General features: G+C 62.8%; 20 protein-coding genes and 1 CRISPR repeat array (1 of these 21 running past the window's edge). Of the genes, 9 read left to right on the forward strand and 11 right to left on the reverse strand.

Going from position 1 to position 20006, the window contains the following annotated elements:
* Nucleotides 1–877: a CRISPR direct-repeat array (repeat unit 36 nt; unit sequence AGCTTAGCAGTTCAGAAAACGCGGTCCAGCGGCAAC); it begins 1203 nt to the left of the window's first position.
* 31 nt (nucleotides 878–908) lie between these two features.
* The 11 genes from GTW25_RS09470 to GTW25_RS09520 form a co-directional block, all read right to left on the reverse strand.
* Nucleotides 909–1787 carry an NAD-dependent epimerase/dehydratase family protein gene (locus tag GTW25_RS09470; protein WP_252911824.1) on the reverse strand — a complete coding sequence of 293 codons (879 nt, stop codon included), beginning with the start codon at nucleotides 1785–1787 and terminating at the stop codon, nucleotides 909–911.
* The gene (locus tag GTW25_RS09475) at nucleotides 1784–2596 is read right to left on the reverse strand and encodes a glycosyltransferase (RefSeq protein WP_252911825.1); all 813 of its coding nucleotides are present in this window, start codon (nucleotides 2594–2596) and stop codon (nucleotides 1784–1786) included. The genes GTW25_RS09470 and GTW25_RS09475 overlap by 4 nt, the downstream gene beginning before the upstream one ends.
* A gap of 9 nt (nucleotides 2597–2605) precedes the next feature.
* The gene (locus GTW25_RS09480; RefSeq protein WP_252911826.1) at nucleotides 2606–2800 is read right to left on the reverse strand and encodes a DUF2283 domain-containing protein; all 195 of its coding nucleotides are present in this window, start codon (nucleotides 2798–2800) and stop codon (nucleotides 2606–2608) included.
* 267 nt (nucleotides 2801–3067) lie between these two features.
* Entirely contained in the window at nucleotides 3068–4288 is a 1221-nt protein-coding gene (locus GTW25_RS09485; protein ID WP_252911827.1) for an NAD-dependent epimerase/dehydratase family protein, read from the reverse strand.
* Between the two features lie 58 nt (nucleotides 4289–4346).
* Nucleotides 4347–4961 carry a pyridoxamine 5'-phosphate oxidase family protein gene (locus GTW25_RS09490; protein WP_252911829.1) on the reverse strand — a complete coding sequence of 205 codons (615 nt, stop codon included), beginning with the start codon at nucleotides 4959–4961 and terminating at the stop codon, nucleotides 4347–4349.
* 20 nt (nucleotides 4962–4981) lie between these two features.
* The gene (locus GTW25_RS09495) at nucleotides 4982–5641 is read right to left on the reverse strand and encodes a septation protein A (RefSeq protein WP_252911831.1); all 660 of its coding nucleotides are present in this window, start codon (nucleotides 5639–5641) and stop codon (nucleotides 4982–4984) included.
* A gap of 210 nt (nucleotides 5642–5851) precedes the next feature.
* Nucleotides 5852–7399: a signal recognition particle-docking protein FtsY gene (gene ftsY / locus GTW25_RS09500; RefSeq protein WP_252911833.1), complete on the reverse strand. Its 1548-nt coding sequence runs from the start codon at nucleotides 7397–7399 to the stop codon at nucleotides 5852–5854.
* Nucleotides 7400–7408: 9 nt separating this feature from the next.
* Entirely contained in the window at nucleotides 7409–8698 is a 1290-nt protein-coding gene (mtaB, locus tag GTW25_RS09505; RefSeq protein WP_252911835.1) for a tRNA (N(6)-L-threonylcarbamoyladenosine(37)-C(2))-methylthiotransferase MtaB, read from the reverse strand.
* A gap of 163 nt (nucleotides 8699–8861) precedes the next feature.
* Nucleotides 8862–9743, reverse strand: coding sequence for a diaminopimelate epimerase (dapF, locus tag GTW25_RS09510; protein WP_252911837.1), 882 nt, complete (start codon nucleotides 9741–9743; stop codon nucleotides 8862–8864).
* A gap of 49 nt (nucleotides 9744–9792) precedes the next feature.
* Nucleotides 9793–9966: a DUF1328 family protein gene (locus GTW25_RS09515; RefSeq protein ID WP_252911839.1), complete on the reverse strand. Its 174-nt coding sequence runs from the start codon at nucleotides 9964–9966 to the stop codon at nucleotides 9793–9795.
* A 30-nt stretch (nucleotides 9967–9996) separates the two neighbouring features.
* On the reverse strand, nucleotides 9997–11073 hold the full coding sequence (locus GTW25_RS09520; RefSeq protein ID WP_252911841.1) for an MBL fold metallo-hydrolase: 1077 nt from the start codon (nucleotides 11071–11073) through the stop codon (nucleotides 9997–9999).
* Between the two features lie 191 nt (nucleotides 11074–11264).
* Between GTW25_RS09520 and phnD the strand changes: the two genes are divergently transcribed.
* The 9 genes from phnD to sucD all read left to right on the forward strand — a co-directional run bounded on the left by phnD (nucleotide 11265) and on the right by sucD (nucleotide 19976).
* Nucleotides 11265–12218, forward strand: coding sequence for a phosphate/phosphite/phosphonate ABC transporter substrate-binding protein (gene phnD, locus GTW25_RS09525; RefSeq protein ID WP_252911842.1), 954 nt, complete (start codon nucleotides 11265–11267; stop codon nucleotides 12216–12218).
* Nucleotides 12219–12296: 78 nt separating this feature from the next.
* The gene (gene phnC / locus GTW25_RS09530; protein WP_252911844.1) at nucleotides 12297–13133 is read left to right on the forward strand and encodes a phosphonate ABC transporter ATP-binding protein; all 837 of its coding nucleotides are present in this window, start codon (nucleotides 12297–12299) and stop codon (nucleotides 13131–13133) included.
* Nucleotides 13130–13942: a phosphonate ABC transporter, permease protein PhnE gene (gene phnE, locus GTW25_RS09535; protein WP_252911846.1), complete on the forward strand. Its 813-nt coding sequence runs from the start codon at nucleotides 13130–13132 to the stop codon at nucleotides 13940–13942. Before phnC ends, phnE (GTW25_RS09535) begins: the two co-directional genes overlap by 4 nt.
* On the forward strand, nucleotides 13942–14757 hold the full coding sequence (gene phnE / locus GTW25_RS09540; RefSeq protein ID WP_252911847.1) for a phosphonate ABC transporter, permease protein PhnE: 816 nt from the start codon (nucleotides 13942–13944) through the stop codon (nucleotides 14755–14757). Before phnE (GTW25_RS09535) ends, phnE (GTW25_RS09540) begins: the two co-directional genes overlap by 1 nt.
* A 161-nt stretch (nucleotides 14758–14918) precedes the next feature.
* Complete coding sequence (locus GTW25_RS09545; RefSeq protein WP_252911849.1) at nucleotides 14919–15479, forward strand: AprI/Inh family metalloprotease inhibitor; 561 nt, start codon at nucleotides 14919–14921, stop codon at nucleotides 15477–15479.
* A gap of 24 nt (nucleotides 15480–15503) precedes the next feature.
* The gene (gene zapE, locus GTW25_RS09550; protein WP_252911852.1) at nucleotides 15504–16658 is read left to right on the forward strand and encodes a cell division protein ZapE; all 1155 of its coding nucleotides are present in this window, start codon (nucleotides 15504–15506) and stop codon (nucleotides 16656–16658) included.
* A gap of 223 nt (nucleotides 16659–16881) precedes the next feature.
* Entirely contained in the window at nucleotides 16882–17844 is a 963-nt protein-coding gene (mdh, locus tag GTW25_RS09555) for a malate dehydrogenase (RefSeq protein ID WP_252911854.1), read from the forward strand.
* Nucleotides 17845–17860: 16 nt separating this feature from the next.
* Nucleotides 17861–19054, forward strand: coding sequence for an ADP-forming succinate--CoA ligase subunit beta (sucC, locus tag GTW25_RS09560; RefSeq protein WP_252911856.1), 1194 nt, complete (start codon nucleotides 17861–17863; stop codon nucleotides 19052–19054).
* A 19-nt stretch (nucleotides 19055–19073) separates the two neighbouring features.
* Nucleotides 19074–19976, forward strand: coding sequence for a succinate--CoA ligase subunit alpha (gene sucD / locus GTW25_RS09565; protein WP_252911858.1), 903 nt, complete (start codon nucleotides 19074–19076; stop codon nucleotides 19974–19976).
* Nucleotides 19977–20006 lie beyond the last annotated feature (30 nt).

The raw sequence follows: 20006 nt of genomic DNA on the forward strand, positions 1-20006 counted from the left end.
AACGCGGTCCAGCGGCAACAGATAGGCCAGCGATTCGCCCTGATGTTCGAGCTTAGCAGTTCAGAAAACGCGGTCCAGCGGCAACTTGTGCGTGGTGCGAACATAATTCGCGCCAAGCTTAGCAGTTCAGAAAACGCGGTCCAGCGGCAACCGTCGCGTAGCGCGGGAAGGGCCGCGTTGAAGCTTAGCAGTTCAGAAAACGCGGTCCAGCGGCAACTCGCCCGCGCGATGATCGAGCTTTCGGCCTAGCTTAGCAGTTCAGAAAACGCGGTCCAGCGGCAACCCCGTGGACATCGACGACCTGATCAAGAATAGCTTAGCAGTTCAGAAAACGCGGTCCAGCGGCAACGAAGAAACCGCCCGGAAACTCGGAGAGGTCAGCTTAGCAGTTCAGAAAACGCGGTCCAGCGGCAACCGCGCCGGCGCGGGATCGCCGCGCGGGGCGAGCTTAGCAGTTCAGAAAACGCGGTCCAGCGGCAACCAGACGCTTGATCTGTTTGGTGTCACCGAGAGCTTAGCAGTTCAGAAAACGCGGTCCAGCGGCAACCGAAAGGAATACGCAATGAGCCGTATGCTGAGCTTAGCAGTTCAGAAAACGCGGTCCAGCGGCAACATGAGCATCATCGATCCATGTGCAATCTCTAGCTTAGCAGTTCAGAAAACGCGGTCCAGCGGCAACGGAAGTCTCACGGTACACATGCTAACGCCCAGCTTAGCAGTTCAGAAAACGCGGTCCAGCGGCAACCCGCCCCGGGTCAGGCGGTTGACGTGATCGAGCTTAGCAGTTCAGAAAACGCGGTCCAGCGGCAACCGGCGCGGTCCTGATAAACCGCGAGCCCGCAGCTTAGCAGTTCAGAAAACGCGGTCCAGCGGCAACCGTTCAATGACGGTGTGTGGGGACCGAACGGCTAGAGCAGTAATTTTTTCACGGTGGCGCGTAAGAGCGCCTCGCCGCCCGGCTTCCAGCCAAACGATTTCAAAGGCGTGCAATCCATCGCATTGATACCGGATGTATCGGCGCGCTCCGGCAAGAGGCGTTTGACGCCCGTGATTTCATCGACAATCGCGAGCAAATCACGCTGATCCACCAGAAGGTCCGACACGTTCAGGACGGGCGGCGGCTTGGCGTGGTCGAGCGCGATGCGCACGGCTGCAGCGACATCAGCGCCATGCACTTCCGTGCCCGCTCGCGGGGGAGTCGGCTTTCCCGCAATATGGTCCGCTAACAGCCCCGCCCATTTGTGCGCCCGGCCGGGTCCGGCCGGTCCGTAGACGCCGGTAACGCGCAGCGAAACGGGCGTGAAATGTTCATCGGCAAGGGCGGCAAGTGCGTTCTCGGCTTCCAGCTTCACGCGCCCGTAGAGCGTATCCGGCTCGGCGGGCGTTTCTTCCGTCAGTATCTTCCCCGGCGCTTTCGGACCGTAGACAGCGCGGGTGGACAGGAACACCACGCGGGGAACGCGCGCCTGTTTCGCCGCCTCGAACAGCGCGATGCCGGCATCCCGGTTGCGGCGGACGAACCCGTCCGCGTCGTCGCCCTCGCCGTCGCGATATTTGCCCGGCACATGATCGAATGCGGCATGGATGACGGCATCGAAGCCGGCAAGCCAGTCGGGCGCGAAGTTTGCCGGTTCAAGGTCGCCGGCGACGAATTGGACGGTCCGTGAAAAGAAACCATGCGCCGGCGCATTGCGCCCGAACACTGTCACTGCGTCGCCGTCCGCCAAAAGCCGTTCAACGAGGAAGCGTCCGACATAGCCTGTGCCGCCGGTGATAAGCACGTTCATCTTGTGTGTGCCGGATTTGGCAAGGTGTCGATGTTCGGCACGTTCCCGCCCGTCGCATAGGCCTGCCACAGATCGATCAGCGGGCGCAGCCGGTCGGCCTTGGGATGGTCCGCTTCCCACGGCTTTTCATACTGGTAGTGAATCACATGGACGGACTTCCAGTCCCACAATTCCGGCAGTGCGAACCACACATATTGCAACATGTTGAAGAAGACCGGCAGGCCGTGCCAGTCGGGGAAGAAGGCTTGCAGGAAGGTCTGGTCGGTACGCGGCCAATGCGCGTCCGGCGCATCGAGCCGTTCCAGCATCGCGTCGAATGTAGCCTGCGATGGCTTGGCTACGAAAACGCCCGAATTCAGCCGGTGGAAGTCGGCCAAGCCTTCATAGACGTTCGGCGCGGCCGAAAATTCGGGATAGGCGAACAGCCGGTCGATGTTGCGGACGACGATGGCGTCGGCATCGATGAAGACGACGCGCTCGTAAACCTCCATCTGCCAGAGCCGCAGCTTGGCGAAATTGTCGAGCGGGGTGTGGAAATCGGGCTTGCGGCCTTTGGTGAACGGCCTGTCGGCATGGATGCGGTCGCGTGTATGGCGTTCAATGAAGGCGTCCGACGTCGGCAAAAGATCGACTTCCTGCAGCCGCGCGCCCAGCGCTTCGAGCGGTGCCAACGCCTTTCGCGCCAAGCCGCCTGTGTGCATGACCACGATGTCCGCGGTCGTCCCCGTCAGCTTGAGCGAACGGACAAGCGCCGTCGCGCCAAGCACGTAATCAGCATTGGTGACGAGGGTGACGTAGGCGGTGGCCATAAAAAGCAATCAGGGGGCCGGAGTCAGCAATTCCTGCGACAATTGCGTTTTCGCATCGAGAAGTTCGATACCGACGATATGGCCGTCGGCATCGAAGTCAAAGACGATCCCGGGCGACACCTCTTCGCTTTCCAGCACGCTGGCGCTGGAAAGCCGGATGTAAGCTGCGTTGGCTTCGGCGTCGTAGTCGACTTGTGGGCTCATTTCGGTTGCCTTGCCTTACGGTCGAAGAATGCAGTCAATATACGGATTTCCGTCGCGCTTTCCAAGCAAGCGACCCGAAGGGTGTACGGTCGCCGGCTTCTTGGATCGATTTGAAATGTCGTTTGGCACCTTCGGTCGTACGATCGTCGATAATCCAATCTGGATTTCTTACCGTCGCTTCAACCCAACCCCTTCGAGTTCCCGCTCAAGCAACGCGGTTTCTGCATGCCGGGTATAGACAATGGATTTTTCTGTCATCATTCCTTGTCAGATCACGCTCTTCAACGCCTTGCCTTCCGGGTCGCGGTCGAGCGTCGGGGCGATGTCTTTCGTCCAGGCCGAAACGGCGGGTATGCGTGAGCGGTCGACGCGGTAGGCGAATTTCTTTGCCACGTCCACGACTTCCGCCAGAAGCCCGGTCTCCAGCCGGATCGGGTCGAGGCCGAGTTCGAGGAATTGTTCGTTCTTCACCACGAGATCGTTTTCCGCCGCTTCCTTGCGCGGGTTCGGCATGTACGCCACCGTTCCTCCGGCAATCTTCGCCACCATTTCGGCCAGGTCGCGCACGCGGTGCGTTTCGGTCATCTGGTTGAAGATCTTCACGCGTTCGCCGCGCTTGGGTGCGGCCTGAAGGGCGATCTCGATGCAGCGCACCGAATCCTGGATGTGGATGAAGGCGCGGGTCTGGCCGCCCGTGCCGTGGACGGTCAGCGGATAGCCGATCGCGGCCTGAATCAAAAAGCGGTTCAGCACCGTGCCGTAGTCGCCGTCATAGTCGAAGCGGTTGACGAGCTGGGCATGGCGGCGCGTCTGGTCGGTATGCGTGCCCCAGACGATGCCCTGATGAAGGTCGGTGATCCGCACCCCGTCGTTCTTCGCATAGAACTGGAAGAGCAACTGATCGAGGCACTTGGTCATGTGGTAGATCGAGCCGGGATTGGACGGATAAAGGATATCCTGCTTCACCGTTTCGCCCGCCATCGTCTCGATCCCGACCGGCAGATAGCCTTCCGGGATAGCCGCACCGACGGTGGAGTAGCCATAGACGCCCATCGTGCCCAGATGGACGAGATGCGCGTCGATGCCTGTCTCGACCATGGCGTTGAGCAGATTGTGCGTCGCGTTGACGTTGTTGTTGACGGTGTAGTTCTTGTGCCGATCCGACTTCATCGAATAGGGCGCGGCGCGCTGTTCGGCGAAATGGATGATCGCGTCGGGCCGTTCGGTTGCCAGCCAGTTCTTGAGGATTTCGTAGTCGCGAGCGAGATCGATGAGATGGAAATGAATCCGCCGCCCCGTTTCCTGATACCAGATGCGCGTGCGCTCCTGGATCGAATCCATCGGGGTCAGCGACTGGACGCCGAGTTCCGTATCGATCCAGCGGCGCGAGAGATTGTCGATGATATGGATGTCATGGCCCGCATTCGACAGATGCAGGCTCGTCGGCCAGCCCACGAACCCGTCACCGCCCAGAACCGCGATTTTCATTTCAGCGCACTCCGCAGAAGTATTTTGCCGAACATGCCTGCCGATTGTGACAGGACGACTACCACATAGCCTTCGCGTAGGCGTCGGCAAGACGTCGATCCACAGCGTCCGCCGTCTCCTCCATGGCGAGCTGGTCGCGCAGGATCTGTCCCAGCGTCGGGAGACTATCGCGGGCGGGCCATGTCTGGGGCGCCCACAATTGCGAACGCATGAACGCCTTGGCGCAGTGCATGTAGACGGCGCGGATGTCCACGACCAAAACGCTGACAGGCAGTTTGCCGTCGACCGCGAGTCGTTCGCGCAATGCGGCATCGACCGTGATGCGGCCAATACCGTTGATCCGGAGCGTCTCGTTCATGCCCGGGATGAGGAAGAGCAGCCCGACCGCCGGGTTGACGATCAAATTTTCCCAGGTGTCGAGCCGGTTATTGCCGGGGCGGTCGGGGATGGCGATCCTTGTGTCGTCGAGCACGGCCACGAAGCCTGGCCGGTCGCCTTTCGGGGTGACATCGGCATTGCCGTTCCGGTCCGAGGAGCCGATCAGGACGAAAGGCGATCGCTCGAGAAAACCCCTGGCGTGCCCGTCGAGCGCCAGCAGTTCCTTGCGCAGCGCCGTTTCACTCGCCTGCCTGTAGTGACGGCGCAAATCCTCGCCGGTCGTAATGAACTCCATCGATGTGCCTCCGGTCTGTTCTATTCGGCGGGCTGCTTCTTTTCCGGCTCTTCCAGCGAGTGGCGCATGATGAGCGGCATCTGGGCGAGCGTGAAGGCGATGGTGATCGGCATCGTGCCCCAGACCTTGAACGCGACCCAGAAATCGGTCGAGAACATGCGCCAGACGACTTCGTTGAGGATGGCGAGGAAGATGAAGAACAGGCCCCAGCGCAGCGTCAGCTTGCGCCAGCCTTCCGCGTCGAGCTTGAAGGCTGCTTCGAACACGTAGCCCAGCAGAGACTTGCCGAAGAAGAGGCCGCCCAGAAGCACGGCTGCGAAAAGGCCGTTGACGATGGTCGGCTTCATCTTGATGAAGATTTCGTCCTGCAGATAGAGCGTCAGCGCGCCGAAGACGAGGACGACGACGCCCGAGACGAGCGGCATCATCGGCAGCGTGCGCAAGAGCGCCCAAGAGACGGACAGTGAGATCGCGGTGGCGATCATGAACAGGAAGGTGGCGAGGAAAATCGGGTCGCCGACCGGTTCGAGGATCGGGAAGGTTCTGACAATCCAGTCGCCTCTCATATTGGCGAAGAAGAACACCATCAGCGGCCCAAGCTCGAGCGCGAGCTTCAGGAGCGGGTTGATCTCCTGCTTCTTCGGGTCGTTGGGAGCGGGCTCGACGATGGGTTGGGTCATGGTTGGTACTTTCGCGCAGAGGATGACATTTGCAAGGCTTGCGTTTCTTCACGCCCCCCTCTGTCCTGCCGGACATCTCCCCCACGGGTGGGGAGATTGCCTAATCTCAACCTTTGTCGCGCGTGATCTCCCCCCTTGAGGGGGAGATGTCCGGCAGGACAGAGGGGGGCGCGACAAAACGCTAGCATGTCCAACCTGGGACCCATCATTCTAGTTTACGCCCGCAATCGCACGGGCGAAGTCGCGGGCTTCGAAGGGTTCGAGATCGTCGACGCCTTCGCCGACGCCGATGAAATAGACCGGCAGGCGATATTTGGCGGCGATTGCGACCAAAATACCGCCGCGCGCTGTGCCGTCGAGCTTGGTCATGACGAGGCCGTTGACGCCCGCCACGTTGCGGAAGATCTCGACCTGATTCATCGCGTTCTGGCCGGTCGTCGCATCAACCGTCTGTAGCACCGTGTGCGGTGCATCGGGGTCGTGGCGGTTGAGGATGCGCACGACTTTTTCGAGTTCGGCCATCAGCTCGGTCTTGTTCTGGAGCCGGCCGGCCGTGTCGATGATGAGCACGTCCGAGCCGTTTTCCCTGGCCTTTTCGTAGGCGTCCCAGGCAAGGCCCGCTGCGTCGGCGCCGAGTTTGGAGGACACCACCTCGGAGCCTGTACGATCGCCCCAGATTTTGAGCTGTTCGATGGCGGCGGCGCGGAACGTGTCGCCCGCGCCGAGTGTCACTTTCAGCCCGCCCGCCGTCAGCTTGGCGGCCAGCTTGCCGATTGTCGTCGTCTTGCCGGTGCCGTTGACGCCGACGACGAGGATGACGTGCGGCTTCACCGACAAATCGAGTTCGAGCGGTGCGGCGACAGGGCCGAGAACCTTTTCGATCTCGCTCGCCATCACTGTGCGGACCTCCGCATCCGACACGTCGCGGCCGAACCGGCCTTCCGACAGCGTGTCGGTGATGCGGATCGCGGTTTCCATGCCGAGATCGGCGCGCAAAAGAACGTCCTCGAGATCCTGCAACGTGTCGTCGTCGAGGCGGCGCTTGGTGAAGACGCCGGAAATGCCGGTCGACAATTCGCGCGAGGAACGCGACAGGCCGTCGCGCAGGCGGTCGAACCATTGCCGCTGGACGATTGGCGCGGCGATTTCCACAACCGGGCCGCGCTCGACCTTGTCCGTGACGCGCACGCGGCTGCCTTCGTCCGCGACGGTTTCGATCTCGCGCTTGAGGAAATCCGGGACGATCGGCGCTTCGGCTTGTGGCGGCACGCGCGCAGGCTCGGCGGGAGAAGCGGGCGGAACTTCGACCGGTGCGGGGGCCGGCACCTCCTGCGGCGCTTCGGGAATTTCCCCCGGTGCCGGCGGGACCTCCTGAGGGGAGGGCGGCGGCGCTTCGGGAATGGGTGTCGGCTCAACCGGAATCTCAGCCGGTGGCGTTTCCGGTTCCGGCTGCGCGGGCACTTCGACAGGCGGCGCGGCGGGTTGCGGCTCGGCCGGCCGCGTCACCGGTTCGGGTTCGGGCAGTTCCGGCTTCGGCTCAGGCGAATGCGACGGCGTCTCGATCGGCACTTCGGGCACAGGATCGGGGCGCGGTGCCTCGCTGGAAGAATCGACAGGTTCGGGCGTCTGGCGCAGGAATTCGGGCAATGCGGGCGCGTCGACAGCGGCCTCGGTCGCCTGCGTCGAGGCGATGTGTTCTTCCTTCGTCTCATCGTCCTTGCGGCCGAAGGAAAAGATCTTCTTGAAGAAACCCGCCATCAATACTCCTCAGGCCGCCTGTCGCGCAGGCGTCGATGTCGTCAGCTTTTCGCCGTCATGGCCGCAAACGCGTCGCGTCACGATTTCGCCCGGCGCGCCTTCATCGCATGCGGCCATGGTGAAACCTTCCGTGCGACCGACACCGTCGCGCTCGATCAGGATGTTCTGCGTCGTGCCGACGAGCTGGCCAAGATGGGCGCGATAGGCTGAATCGCCGACAGCGCGCAGACGTGCAGCGCGTTCCTTGACGATTTCGCGGCGAACCTGCGGCATGCGCGCGGCGGGCGTTCCCTCGCGCGGCGAAAACGGGAAGACGTGCAGATGCGTGAGCCCGCACTCTTCAACGATCTTCAGCGAATTCTCGAACATCGCTTCCGTCTCGGTCGGGAAGCCTGCAATGATGTCCGCGCCGAACACGATGTCGGGGCGCATCGCGCGCACGTCCTGGCAAAAGCGGATCGAATCGTCACGCAGATGCCGCCGCTTCATGCGCTTCAGGATCATGTCGTCGCCGGCCTGCAACGAGAGGTGCAGATGCGGCATCAGCCGCGCCTCGGTCGCGATGGCTTCCATCAGATCCGGGTCGGCCTCGATGGAATCGATGGAGGACAGGCGCAGGCGGGCAAGGTCCGGCACCTGCCGCAGGATCGTGCGGACGAGCCTTCCAAGACGTGGCGCGCCGGGAAGGTCCGCGCCGTAGCTCGTCATATCGACGCCCGTGAGCACGACTTCCCTGTAGCCGTTGCCGACGAGACGCTTCACCTGATTGACCACCGCGCCCATCGGCACGGAACGTGAATTGCCGCGTCCATAGGGGATGATGCAGAAGGTACAGCGATGGTCGCAGCCGTTTTGCACCTGCACGAAGGCGCGCGCGCGGCCTTCGATGGCGTCGACCATGTGACCGGCGGTCTCCGTTACCGACATGATGTCGTTGACGCGCGCCTTTTCGAACTGGTTGACGCCGAAATCGGGCAGAGCGCGGTAGTTGTGGCTTTTAAGCTTTTCCTCGTTGCCGAGAACGAGATCGACTTCGCCCATATCGGTGAAGGTGCCGGGTTCGGTCTGCGCGGCGCACCCCGTCACGATGATGCGCGCATCCGGGTTCTCGCGGCGCGCCTTGCGGATCGCCTGCCGCGCCTGTCGCACCGCTTCCGACGTCACCGCACAGGTGTTGAAGACGATCGCGCCGCCTTCAAGTTCGCCGAGACCAGCCGCGTTCGCCTCGCGCCGCATCACCTCGGATTCGTAGGTGTTCATGCGGCACCCGAAGGTGACGATGTCGAGTTTTTTCGTCATGCCTCACCCATGGTCGTCATCCTCGGGCTTGTCCCGAGGATCTTCCCACGATGGGAAATTGGGCGAGGCCTTCCAGTTTCGTCAGAAGCCATCCGTTCATCGGCAGCAGATCCTCGGGACAAGCCCGAGGATGACGGAGAGGTTTCGAGAAGGAACCGGCGCATCACGCCGCACCCTTTTCGTCCCGGCTCCACGCGCCGGTGGCCGGATCGAACGCGCCGGAAAATTCCCATTCCGCCGGGCCGGTCATCATGACGTGGTCGTCGTTGCGCCATTCGATCATCAGCGGGCCGCCGGGAACGGTGACGGTGACGGTGCGATCCGTGCGCCGCGTTCGCACTGCCGAAACGGCGGCGGCGCAGGCTGCGGTGCCGCAGGCGCGGGTCAGCCCCGCGCCGCGCTCCCAAGTGCGCAGCGTGATGGCATCGCGCGCGGTCACGTTCGCGATGGAGATGTTGGCGCGTTCGGGAAAGACCGGGTGGTTTTCGAGCAGCGGACCGAAGCGTTCGAGGTCGTAGGACCAGACATTCTCGTCGACCCAGAAGATCGCATGCGGATTGCCCATCGAGGCGACCGAGGGCGAGTGCAGGATCGGCGCATCGATCGGGCCGATCTGCAATTCGATCATGCGCGTGTCGCGAAATTCTTCGGCGAGCGGGATGTCCTGCCAGCCGAATTTGGGCGTTCCCATGTCGACGGAGATCAGCCCGTTTTCATGTTCATTCGCGGTCAGGATGCCTGCGATGGTTTCGAAGGTGAAGGCGGCGCGTCCCGTCTCGGCGGCGAGCGCGGAGACGACGCAGCGCATGCCGTTGCCGCAGGCTTGCGCCATCGAGCCGTCCGAGTTCAGGATCGCGACATAATTGTCGGTGCCGGGTGTCTTCGCATCGTAGATCGCCATGATCTGGTCGAAGCGCGTGGCGGGATCGGCGTTGAGGGCGATAGCGGCAGCAGGCGCCACCTTGTCCGCACGCCCGCGCATGTCGGCGACCAGAATCTGGTTGCCGAGCCCGTTCATCTTCGCGAAAGGCGCCGTCATGCTCATGGACCGCTATATGGCGGAAACGGCTCGCGATTACCAGTGATTGCGAGGTTCAGAGCTGGACCTGATCCGCCCAGCCGAACATCAAGAGCATGATCACGAACAGGATGATCGCCAGCCCCGCGATGGCGAATGCGATGCGGCTTGCCACGCGCGAGACGCTGCGCATGCCGACCGCACCCGCGACCACCGCGATGACGACGAAGAAAATGAACCAGCCGAACATTCAAAGCCCCCTTTGAAAGACGCGGCCACCTTAAGCGATTCCGGCTGGAATGTTCCAGACCTCTCCGGGCTGCATGGCGCGAAAACGCTCGCCTGCCACGCCTCGTTCGGCAAGCGATGCGCGGAGAAGGTCGCGCGGTTCCTCGATCGTCTCGTTGGTCAGTTGGAATGTGCCCCAGTGATGCCCGACCGCGAAATCGGCATTGACGAGTTGCATGCCCTCCACGGCCTCGGCCGGATCCTGATGCTGCGCGGCCATGAACCAGCGCGGGTCATACGCGCCGACGGGGAGAATCGCGAGGCGGAAACCGCCATGTTTTGCCGCGGCGTCGCGGTAGTTGATGCCCTGATGAAAGCCGGTGTCGCCGACATGATAGAACTTGCCGCCCGGCGTCTCGACGGCGAAGGATGCCCAAAGCGCCATGCGCCGGTCGCGCAGGCCGCGTGCCGACCAGTGATGCGCCGGTTCCAGATGTACGGTGATGTCGCGAAAGCGCACCGCCTCGCCCCAGTCATGGGCGGCGACGCGCATGGTGGGCACGTCGTGATGCACGATTTTGTCGTTACCGAGCGGCGTAACGACCAGCGGATTGTGAGCTGAGCGCAGGCGGTGGAGGCTCGTCACGTCGAGATGGTCGTAATGATTGTGCGACAGAAGCACGAGGTCGATCTGCGGCAGGTCCTCGAAGGCGATGCCCGGAGGATTGACGCGGCTCGGGCCGACGAAGCCGAAGGGCGAGGCGCGGTCGGAAAAGACCGGATCGGTGAGGATGTTCGTGCCGGCGACCTGAATCAGCATGGTCGCGTGGCCGATCATCGTCACGCGCAGCGCATCGCCTGAAACCGACGCATCCGGCACATTGCCGGCGAACGGACTTGGAAAGCTCGAAGGCCATGAGGCGCGGCTTTCACCGAACTGCCAGCGCAGGAGGTCGGAAAAACCGCGCGGCTCCTCACCGCCGGGATTGAAGAAGGTCGTACCGTCGAAATGGTCGCTGACGGGACCGTTGTAATAGGGATTGCCCGCTTTGGCCTTCGTCGCACCCAGTCCGGCCGCCGTCGCCAGTCCGCCAAATCCCAGCCATTTCAGCATGCGCCGCCTGTTCAATTCCCGCTCCAGAAATCGATCGCCTGAAAGGCCCGTCGTAGCCTGATGCGCCCGCCGGTCAAGCCGACATCTTCGTGATGCCCATTGAGGCGTGCCTTTTCACCTCTCTGTCATGAAACCGTTATACGCCCGTCATGTCCTGGTGGTCTTGAACTTTATCCGCAACGCTCTTTCCTGACAGGGGGTTTGTCATGACAAGGTTTCTCAAGGTTCTCGCCACGACTGTCGCCATTGCGTCGATCGCCGGTTCCGCATCCGCATTCGAACTCGACTCGCGCTTCACAGACGCCGACGGCGACATGATCGCCGATATCCCGACCGACGAATCGCAGTGGGTCGATCCCGACACGCTGATCTTCGCCTACACGCCCGTCGAAGACCCGGCGGTCTATGTCGATGTATGGGCAGGCTTCCTCGAACACCTGTCGGAAGTCACCGGCAAGGACGTACAGTTCTTCCCCGTCCAGTCGAACGCCGCCCAGCTCGAAGCGATGCGCGCCGGTCGCCTGCATATCGCCGGCGTCAACACGGGCGGCAATCCGATCGCCGTCGCCTGCGCCGGCTTCCGTCCCTTCGCGATGATGGCCGCCGCCGACGGCTCGTTCGGCTACGAGATGGAGTTCATCACCCATCCGGGCTCCGGCATCGAGGCGATCGAGGATTTGAAGGGCCGTACCATCGCCTTCACGTCGGAAACCTCGAATTCGGGCTTCAAGGCGCCGCAGGCGCTGTTGGAGAGCGAATACAACATGGTCGTTGAGACCGACTTTTCGCCCGCCTTTTCCGGTGCGCACGACAATTCGATCCTCGGCGTCGCCAATCGCGACTACGACGCGGCCGCTGTCGCCAACTCGGTCATGAACCGCATGTTCGAGCGCGAAGTCGTGTCACAGGACGACATCGTGTCGATCTTCAAGTCCGACACCTTCCCCACGACCGGCTACGGCGTCGTCTATAATCTGCATCCCGACCTTCAGGACAAAATCCAGGAAGCCTTCTTCTCCTTCGACTGGGAAGGTTCGGGCCTGCAGGAAGAATTCGGTTCGGCCGGCGAAGAGCAGTTCATCCCGATCACCTTCGCCGAGCACTGGTCGGTCATCCGTCAGATCGATCAGGCGATGGGCGTGACCTACACCTGTAACTAAGCGCAGGCGCAGACTTGAACGAAGGAGCGCCGGCAGCGGCGCTCCTTTCGCCTATCCATAAAAATAACGAGGGGCCCCATGCTGCGCATCGAAGCACTCGAGAAACGCTACAAGACCGGCGATCACGCGCTGAAAGGCGTCAGTTTCACGGTCCAGCCGGGTCAGGTCGTCGGATTGATCGGTCCGTCCGGTGCGGGCAAATCCTCGCTGATCCGCTGCATCAACCGGCTGGTCGAGCCGACCGGCGGCAGGATTTTCCTCGGCGATGTCGATATCAGCGCGGTGTCCCGTTCGGATTTGCGCAAGGCGCGTCGGCGCATCGGCATGATCTTCCAGGAATATGCGCTGGTCGAGCGGCTGACGGTGATGGAGAACGTGCTGTCGGGCCGCCTCGGCTACGTGTCGTTCTGGCGCTCGCTTCTGCGCCGCTTCCCGCAGGGAGATGTCGACAAGGCGTTCGCGCTGATCGAACGCGTCGGCCTGTCCGATCACGTCGACAAGCGTGCCGACGCGCTGTCGGGCGGCCAGCGCCAGCGCGTCGGGATCGCCCGCGCGCTCGAACAGGACCCTGAACTGCTGCTGATCGATGAGCCGACCGCCTCGCTCGATCCCAAGACCTCGCGCCAGATCATGCGGCTGATTTGCGAAATCTGCGCCGAGCGCAAACTTCCCGCGATCATCAACATCCACGACGTCGCGCTCGCGCAGATGTTCGTCGACCGCATCATCGGCCTCAAGGCCGGCGAAATCGTCTTCGACGGGCACCCAAGCGCGCTCACCAACGACGTTCTCTCGCGCATCTATGGCGACGAAGACTGGAACGCGCAGCGCAAGGCGCAGGACGAGGACGCGCAGGACGCGGCCGCCGTCGCCGCATTCGAGATCGACCGCGCGCGGCATCTGGAGCAGGTATGAGCGCCGCCGTCTCGATCTCCGGGCGGCAGTGGAAGCGCCCGCCGCTCTTCATCCATTCGCGTTTCTGGCGCATCGCCATCTATGGCGGCGCGCTCGCCTATCTCGTCCTCGCCATCGGCACGCTGGACATCAACTGGACACGCGTCGCCGAAGGTCTCGAACGCTCCGGGCGCGTTCTCTCAGGTTTCTTCCAGCCGGATTTCACGTCCCGGTCCCGCGATATCTGGCAGGGGCTGGTCGAGAGCCTGACGATGACACTGACGGCCACCGTCGTCGGCGTCCTCATCTCCATTCCGATCGGCATCGGTGCCGCGCGCAACGTCGCGCCGCCCATCGTCTATTATGTCTGCCGCTCGATCATCGCGGTCTCGCGCGCCTTTCAGGAAATCGTTGTCGCCATCCTGTTCGTGGCGATGTTCGGCTTCGGGCCTTTCGCCGGGTTCCTCACGCTCGCCTTCGCCACTATCGGGTTCCTGTCGAAGCTGCTCGCCGAAGACATCGAAGATATCGACGAGGCTCAGGCCGAGGCGATCCGGGCCACCGGCGCAAGCTGGCTGCAGCTCTTGAACTACGGCATCCAACCGCAGGTCATGCCCCGTCTGATCGGGCTCTCGGTCTATCGCCTCGACATCAATTTCCGCGAATCCGCCGTCATCGGCATCGTCGGTGCGGGCGGCATCGGGGCGACGCTCAACACGGCGATGAGCCGCTACGACTACGACACGGCAGGCGCGATCCTCGTCGTCATCATCGCGCTGGTGATGATCGCCGAATACGCATCCAGCCATATCCGCAAATGGGTGCAGTGATGCCGGTCAGTCACGCCAATGGAACCGCGATCTGGCAGCATCGCACCACCTCGAGGCAATGGCTCGGCTTTGCCGGTTGGCTCGGTCTCGTCGCCCTGTTCGTCTATTGCTGGCAGGTGATGAACCAAGGCACGATCTGGGCCTTCGTCGCCGATGCGCCGCGTCAGGCGGGCGATCTTCTCACCCGCGCTTTGCCGCCGCGCTGGAGCTATCTCGAACGGCTCTGGCTGCCGCTGTGGGACACGATCAACATGGCGACGCTCGGGACGCTGCTCGGCATCGTCGTCGCCATTCCCGTCGCTTTTCTTGCCGCGCGGAACACGACGCCGAGCACGGCATTCGTTCGTCCGATGGCACTTTTGATCATCGTCGCCTCGCGTTCGATCAATTCGCTGATCTGGGCGCTGATCCTCGTCACCATCCTCGGGCCGGGCCTGCTCGCCGGCATCCTCGCCATCGCGCTGCGCTCGATCGGCTTCATCGGCAAGCTTCTCTACGAGGCTATCGAGGAGATCGACGAGACCCAGGTCGAAGCAGTGCGCGCTACGGGAGCAGGCGCGGTGCAGGTAATGGATTACGGCATCGTCCCGCAGATCCTCCCGGCCTTCCTCGGCATGTCAGTGTTCCGCTGGGACATCAATATCCGCGAATCCACCATCCTCGGGCTTGTCGGGGCGGGCGGCATCGGGCTGCAACTCCAAAGCTCGCTCAATGTGCTCGCCTGGAGCCAGGTGTCGGTGATCTTCGCGCTGGTCCTTTGCACCGTGGTCATCTCGGAATGGGTGTCGGCCAAGGTCCGCCACGCGATCATCTGAGGATTGCCCGCGTATTCCTGTTGAAATTGTGCAACAGCACACCGTAAATTAACTGTGTTCTGTTGGATATGTCCCGATCATCGCCATTATTGGTGCTGCATAGGGACACGGGAATAGGAACCTGAGGAGTGACGCGGCGTTGCTTCGATGGAGGTGGATCAATGAACCTGACTAAAAGCACGCTCATCATCGCGGTTTCCGCGCTTGGCCTGGCCGGCTGCACCAGCGACCGTTTCTCCGGCGGCGCGAATACGCAGCCTGTGATCGCCTCGCCCGCGCCGATCATGGCCGCGCCGGCCGGACAGGTTTCGTCCAGCCAGTTGCCGCCCCCCACCCAGCCGGGCGCCGCTCCCATGGTGCAGGGCGCCCAGGACGCTTTCCCGCAGGCGCCGGGACAGGAAGGCGGCACGCAGATGGCCTCGCTTCCGCCGGCCGGTGGTGGTGCGCCGGTTTCGGCCGGCGGCGTCGCAGGCGTCTGGAATGCGTCCGTCTCGGGCCAGTCCTGCCGCATCGCGACCCCCCAAACCCGCTTTGGGGAAGGCTTCCGCGCCGGTCCGCTGCGCTGCCCCGCGCCGCTCGACGGCGTGCGTTCGTGGAACGTGTCCGGCTCGACGCTGACGCTCTACGACGCAAATGGCGGCGCACTGGCCAATCTTTCGGGCAGCGGCAGCACGTTCAACGGCCAGACCTCGTCGGGCCAGCCCGTATCGCTGACCCGATAGTTGCAAAGAGCGGAGCAGGCTTTCATGCCGCATGATGGCCTGCCGGTCTTTCGCTCGGTCCGCGATGCCTATCTCGACCGCGTCGCCGATGGCGATTTGACGCGTGACGAGCGCCAGATCGAACTCGCCGGCCTGTTCGACCGACTGATCGGCGAGCTCAAGACCAAGCGCGTCGCGCGCAAGTCGAGCGCGCTCGGCTGGCTGTTCGGCAAGAAGCGCGATGCGCACGCGCCCGTGCGCGGGCTCTATCTTCACGGCGGTGTCGGTCGCGGCAAGACCATGCTGATGGATTTGTTCTTCGAGCTGGCCCCGGTCAAACGCAAGCGCCGCGCGCATTTCAACGATTTCATGGCCGACGTGCACGACCGCATCGGGCGCCACCGCGAGGCGCTGAAGCGCGGCGACACGAAAGAAGCCGATCCGATCCCGGTCGTCGCCGCCGCGCTCGCAGGCGAGGCATGGGTCCTGTGCTTCGACGAATTCACGGTGACCGACATCGCCGACGCGATGATCCTGTCGCGGCTTTTCACGGCGCTGTTCGAGCGCGGCGTGGTGCTCGTCGCGACCTCCAACGTCGCGCCGGACGATCTTTACCGCGACGGTCTCAATCGCGGCCTGTTCCTGCCATTCGTTTCGATCCTCAAGGGTCATTGCGAGATAGTCCCGCTCGACGGGCAAATCGACTACCGCATGGAAAAGCTGGGTCGCATGCCCGTCTATATCGCGCCATGCGACGAGGCCGGCCGGCATCTGATGGACGACGCGTGGTCGACTGCCAGTTCCGGGCACTTGCCGGGCGCGCGCACGATCCTCGTCAAAGGGCGCGAGGTCGCGGTTCCTCTCGCGGCGGGCCGGGCCGCGCGGTTCGACTTTGCCGATCTGTGCGCCAAGCCACTCGGCGCACGCGACTATCTCGCCATCGCGGCCGAGTTCGACACGATCCTCATCGACTGCGTGCCGAAAATGGGGCTCGACCGGCGCAACGAGGCGAAGCGCTTCATCCTCCTGGTCGATACGCTCTACGACCGGCGCGTGCGCCTGATCATGAGCGCCGAAGCATTGCCCGATCAGCTCTACAGCGCGAAGACGGGCACGGAAAAGTTCGAGTTCGACCGCACCGTGTCGCGGCTGATCGAGATGCAGAGCGCCGACTGGGCCACCGTCGAACGCGCCGCCTAGATCCAAAACCATACTATCGACAGTGATTTATTTGACGTTTACGTAAATCCGCAATGATCTAACCGATTGAACTTGCTCAGATCAAAAGAATCGGTTGAATTTTCATCCCATTCGGTCTATGCGACCCCCGACTTCCGGGCAGCCTCCCATGCCCGCGTTCCAGCATGTAACGCATTCGTTGTCGGCGGTTCTGCCGACGATCATCAAAGGGGATTTCCTAGACATGGCTCGCAACAAGATTGCCCTCATCGGCTCCGGCATGATCGGCGGCACGCTCGCCCACATGATCGGCCTCAAGGAACTGGGCGACGTCGTCCTGTTCGACATCGCCGAGGGGATGCCGCAGGGCAAGGGGCTCGACATCGCGCAGTCCTCGCCGGTCGACGGGTTCGACGCGAACTATGTCGGCGTCAACGACTATGCCGGCATCGAGGGCGCGGATGTGTGCATCGTCACCGCCGGCGTGCCGCGCAAGCCGGGCATGAGCCGCGACGATCTTCTCGGCATCAATCTGAAGGTGATGGAACAGGTCGGCGCGGGCATCAAGAAATATGCCCCGAACGCCTTCGTCATCTGCATCACCAACCCGCTCGATGCGATGGTCTGGGCTTTGCAGAAATTCTCGGGGCTCCCAAAGAGCCACGTCGTCGGCATGGCCGGCGTGCTGGACTCGGCGCGTTTCCGCTATTTCCTCGCCGAAGAGTTCAAGGTTTCGGTCGAGGACGTCACGGCGTTCGTGCTCGGCGGCCATGGCGACACGATGGTCCCGCTGACGCGTTATTCGACGGTTGCCGGTATCCCGCTGCCCGACCTCGTCAAGATGGGCTGGACCAGCCAGGAGAAGCTCGACCAGATCGTCCAGCGCACCCGTGACGGCGGCGCGGAGATCGTCGGCCTCTTGAAGACCGGTTCGGCCTATTACGCGCCGGCCTCCTCGGCGGTCCAAATGGCCGAAGCTTATCTCAAGGACAAGAAGCGCGTCCTGCCCTGCGCGGCCCATCTCGACGGCCAGTACGGCGTCAAGGACATGTATGTCGGCGTGCCGAGCGTCATCGGCGCGGGCGGCATCGAGCGCGTGATCGAGATCGATCTGAACAAGGCCGAACAGAAGATGTTCGACAAGTCGGTGGAATCGGTGAAGGGCCTTTGCGATGCCTGCGCCGAAATCGCCCCGAACCTGAAATAATCAAGGATTTCCCGACATGAACATTCATGAGTATCAGGCCAAGCAGGTCCTGAAATCCTACGGTGCGCCGGTCGCCGAAGGCGTCGCGATCCTCAAGGTCGAGGAAGCCGAGGCGGCCGCCAAGCAGCTTCCCGGCCCGCTCTATGTGGTGAAGAGCCAGATCCATGCCGGTGGACGCGGCAAGGGCAAGTTCAAGGAACTGTCGCCCGAGGCCAAGGGCGGCGTGCGGCTGGCCAAGTCGATCGAGGAAGTCGTCTCGCATTCCAAGGACATGCTCGGCAACACGCTCGTCACGGCGCAGACCGGAGACGCCGGCAAGCAGGTCAACCGCCTCTATATCGAGGACGGCGCGGATATCGACCGCGAGCTTTACCTCTCCATCCTCGTCGACCGCGCGGTCGGCCGCGTCGCCTTCGTCGTTTCGACGGAAGGTGGCATGGACATCGAGGCCGTCGCCCACGACACGCCGGAAAAGATCGTCACCGTCGCGATCGACCCGGAAGCGGGCGTGACGACCGCTGACGTGTCGAAGATCAACGCGGCGCTGAAGCTCGACGGCGAAGCGGCGAAGGACGGCGAAAAGCTGTTCCCGATCCTCTACAAGGCCTTCACCGAGAAAGACATGGCGCTGCTTGAGGTCAACCCGCTGATCGTCATGGAAAACGGCCGCCTGCGCGTTCTCGACGCCAAGGTGTCGTTCGACGGCAACGCGCTGTTCCGCCACGACGACATCAAGGAACTGCGCGACGAAACCGAGGAAGACGCCAAGGAGATCGAGGCCTCCAAGTGGGACCTCGCCTATGTGGCGCTCGACGGCAATATCGGCTGCATGGTCAACGGCGCGGGCCTTGCCATGGCGACGATGGACATCATCAAGCTCTACGGCAAGGAGCCGGCGAATTTCTGCGATGTCGGCGGCGGCGCGGGCAAGGACAAGGTTGCTGCGGCCTTCAAGATCATCACCGCCGACCCGAAGGTCGAGGGCATCCTCGTCAACATCTTCGGCGGCATCATGAAGTGTGACGTCATCGCCGAAGGCGTCGTTGCCGCCGTTCAGGAAGTCGGGCTGAAGGTGCCGCTGGTCGTGCGCCTCGAAGGCACCAATGTCGAGCTCGGCAAGAAAATCCTCAATGAATCCGGCCTTGCCATCACGGCTGCCGATGATCTCGACGATGCGGCGAAGAAGATCGTCGCCGCCGTTAACGGCTAACGGATAGGACCTTACATTCATGTCGATTCTCATCAACAAAGACACCAAGGTTCTCGTCCAGGGCCTCACCGGCAAGACCGGCACGTTCCACACCGAGCAGGCGCTCGCCTATCACGGCACGCAGATGGTCGGCGGCATCCACCCGAAGAAGGGCGGCGAGAACTGGAGCGGCGCCAAGGGCGAGACGCTTCCGATCTTCTCGTCGGTCGCCGAGGGCAAGGAACGCACCGGCGCGACCGCATCGGTGGTCTATGTTCCGCCGGCAGGTGCGGCGGCGGCCATCATCGAGGCCATCGAGGCCGAGATGGAGCTGATCGTGTGCATCACCGAAGGGATTCCGGTCATGGACATGGTCAAGGTCAAGGCACGCCTCGACCGGTCGAAGTCGCGCCTGATCGGCCCGAACTGCCCCGGCCTCGTCACGCCCGACGAGTGCAAGATCGGCATCATGCCCGGCTCGATCTTCCGCAAAGGGTCGGTCGGCGTTGTGTCGCGCTCGGGAACGCTTACCTATGAGGCGGTCTTCCAGACCACCAATGAGGGCCTCGGCCAGACGACGGCCGTCGGCATCGGCGGCGATCCGGTCAAGGGCACCGAGTTCATCGACATCCTGGAAATGTTCCTGGCCGATGATGAAACCAAGTCGATCATCATGATCGGCGAAATCGGTGGCTCGGCGGAAGAAGACGCCGCGCAGTTCCTCAAGGACGAGGCCAAGCGCGGCCGGAAGAAGCCGATGGCCGGTTTCATCGCGGGCCGTACGGCTCCAGCCGGACGCACGATGGGCCATGCCGGCGCCGTCATTTCGGGCGGCAAGGGCGGCGCGGAAGACAAGATTTCGGCGATGGAAGAAGCGGGCATCCGCGTCTCGCCCTCGCCGGCACGCCTCGGCCAGACGCTGGTCGAAGCGCTCAAAGGCTGAAAAAAGGGAATAAGGGAGTAAGGCATTAGG

It is taken from the genome of Aliihoeflea aestuarii, from assembly GCF_024105665.1.
In the GTDB taxonomy this organism is placed as follows: Bacteria; Pseudomonadota; Alphaproteobacteria; order Rhizobiales; family Rhizobiaceae; genus Aliihoeflea; species Aliihoeflea aestuarii.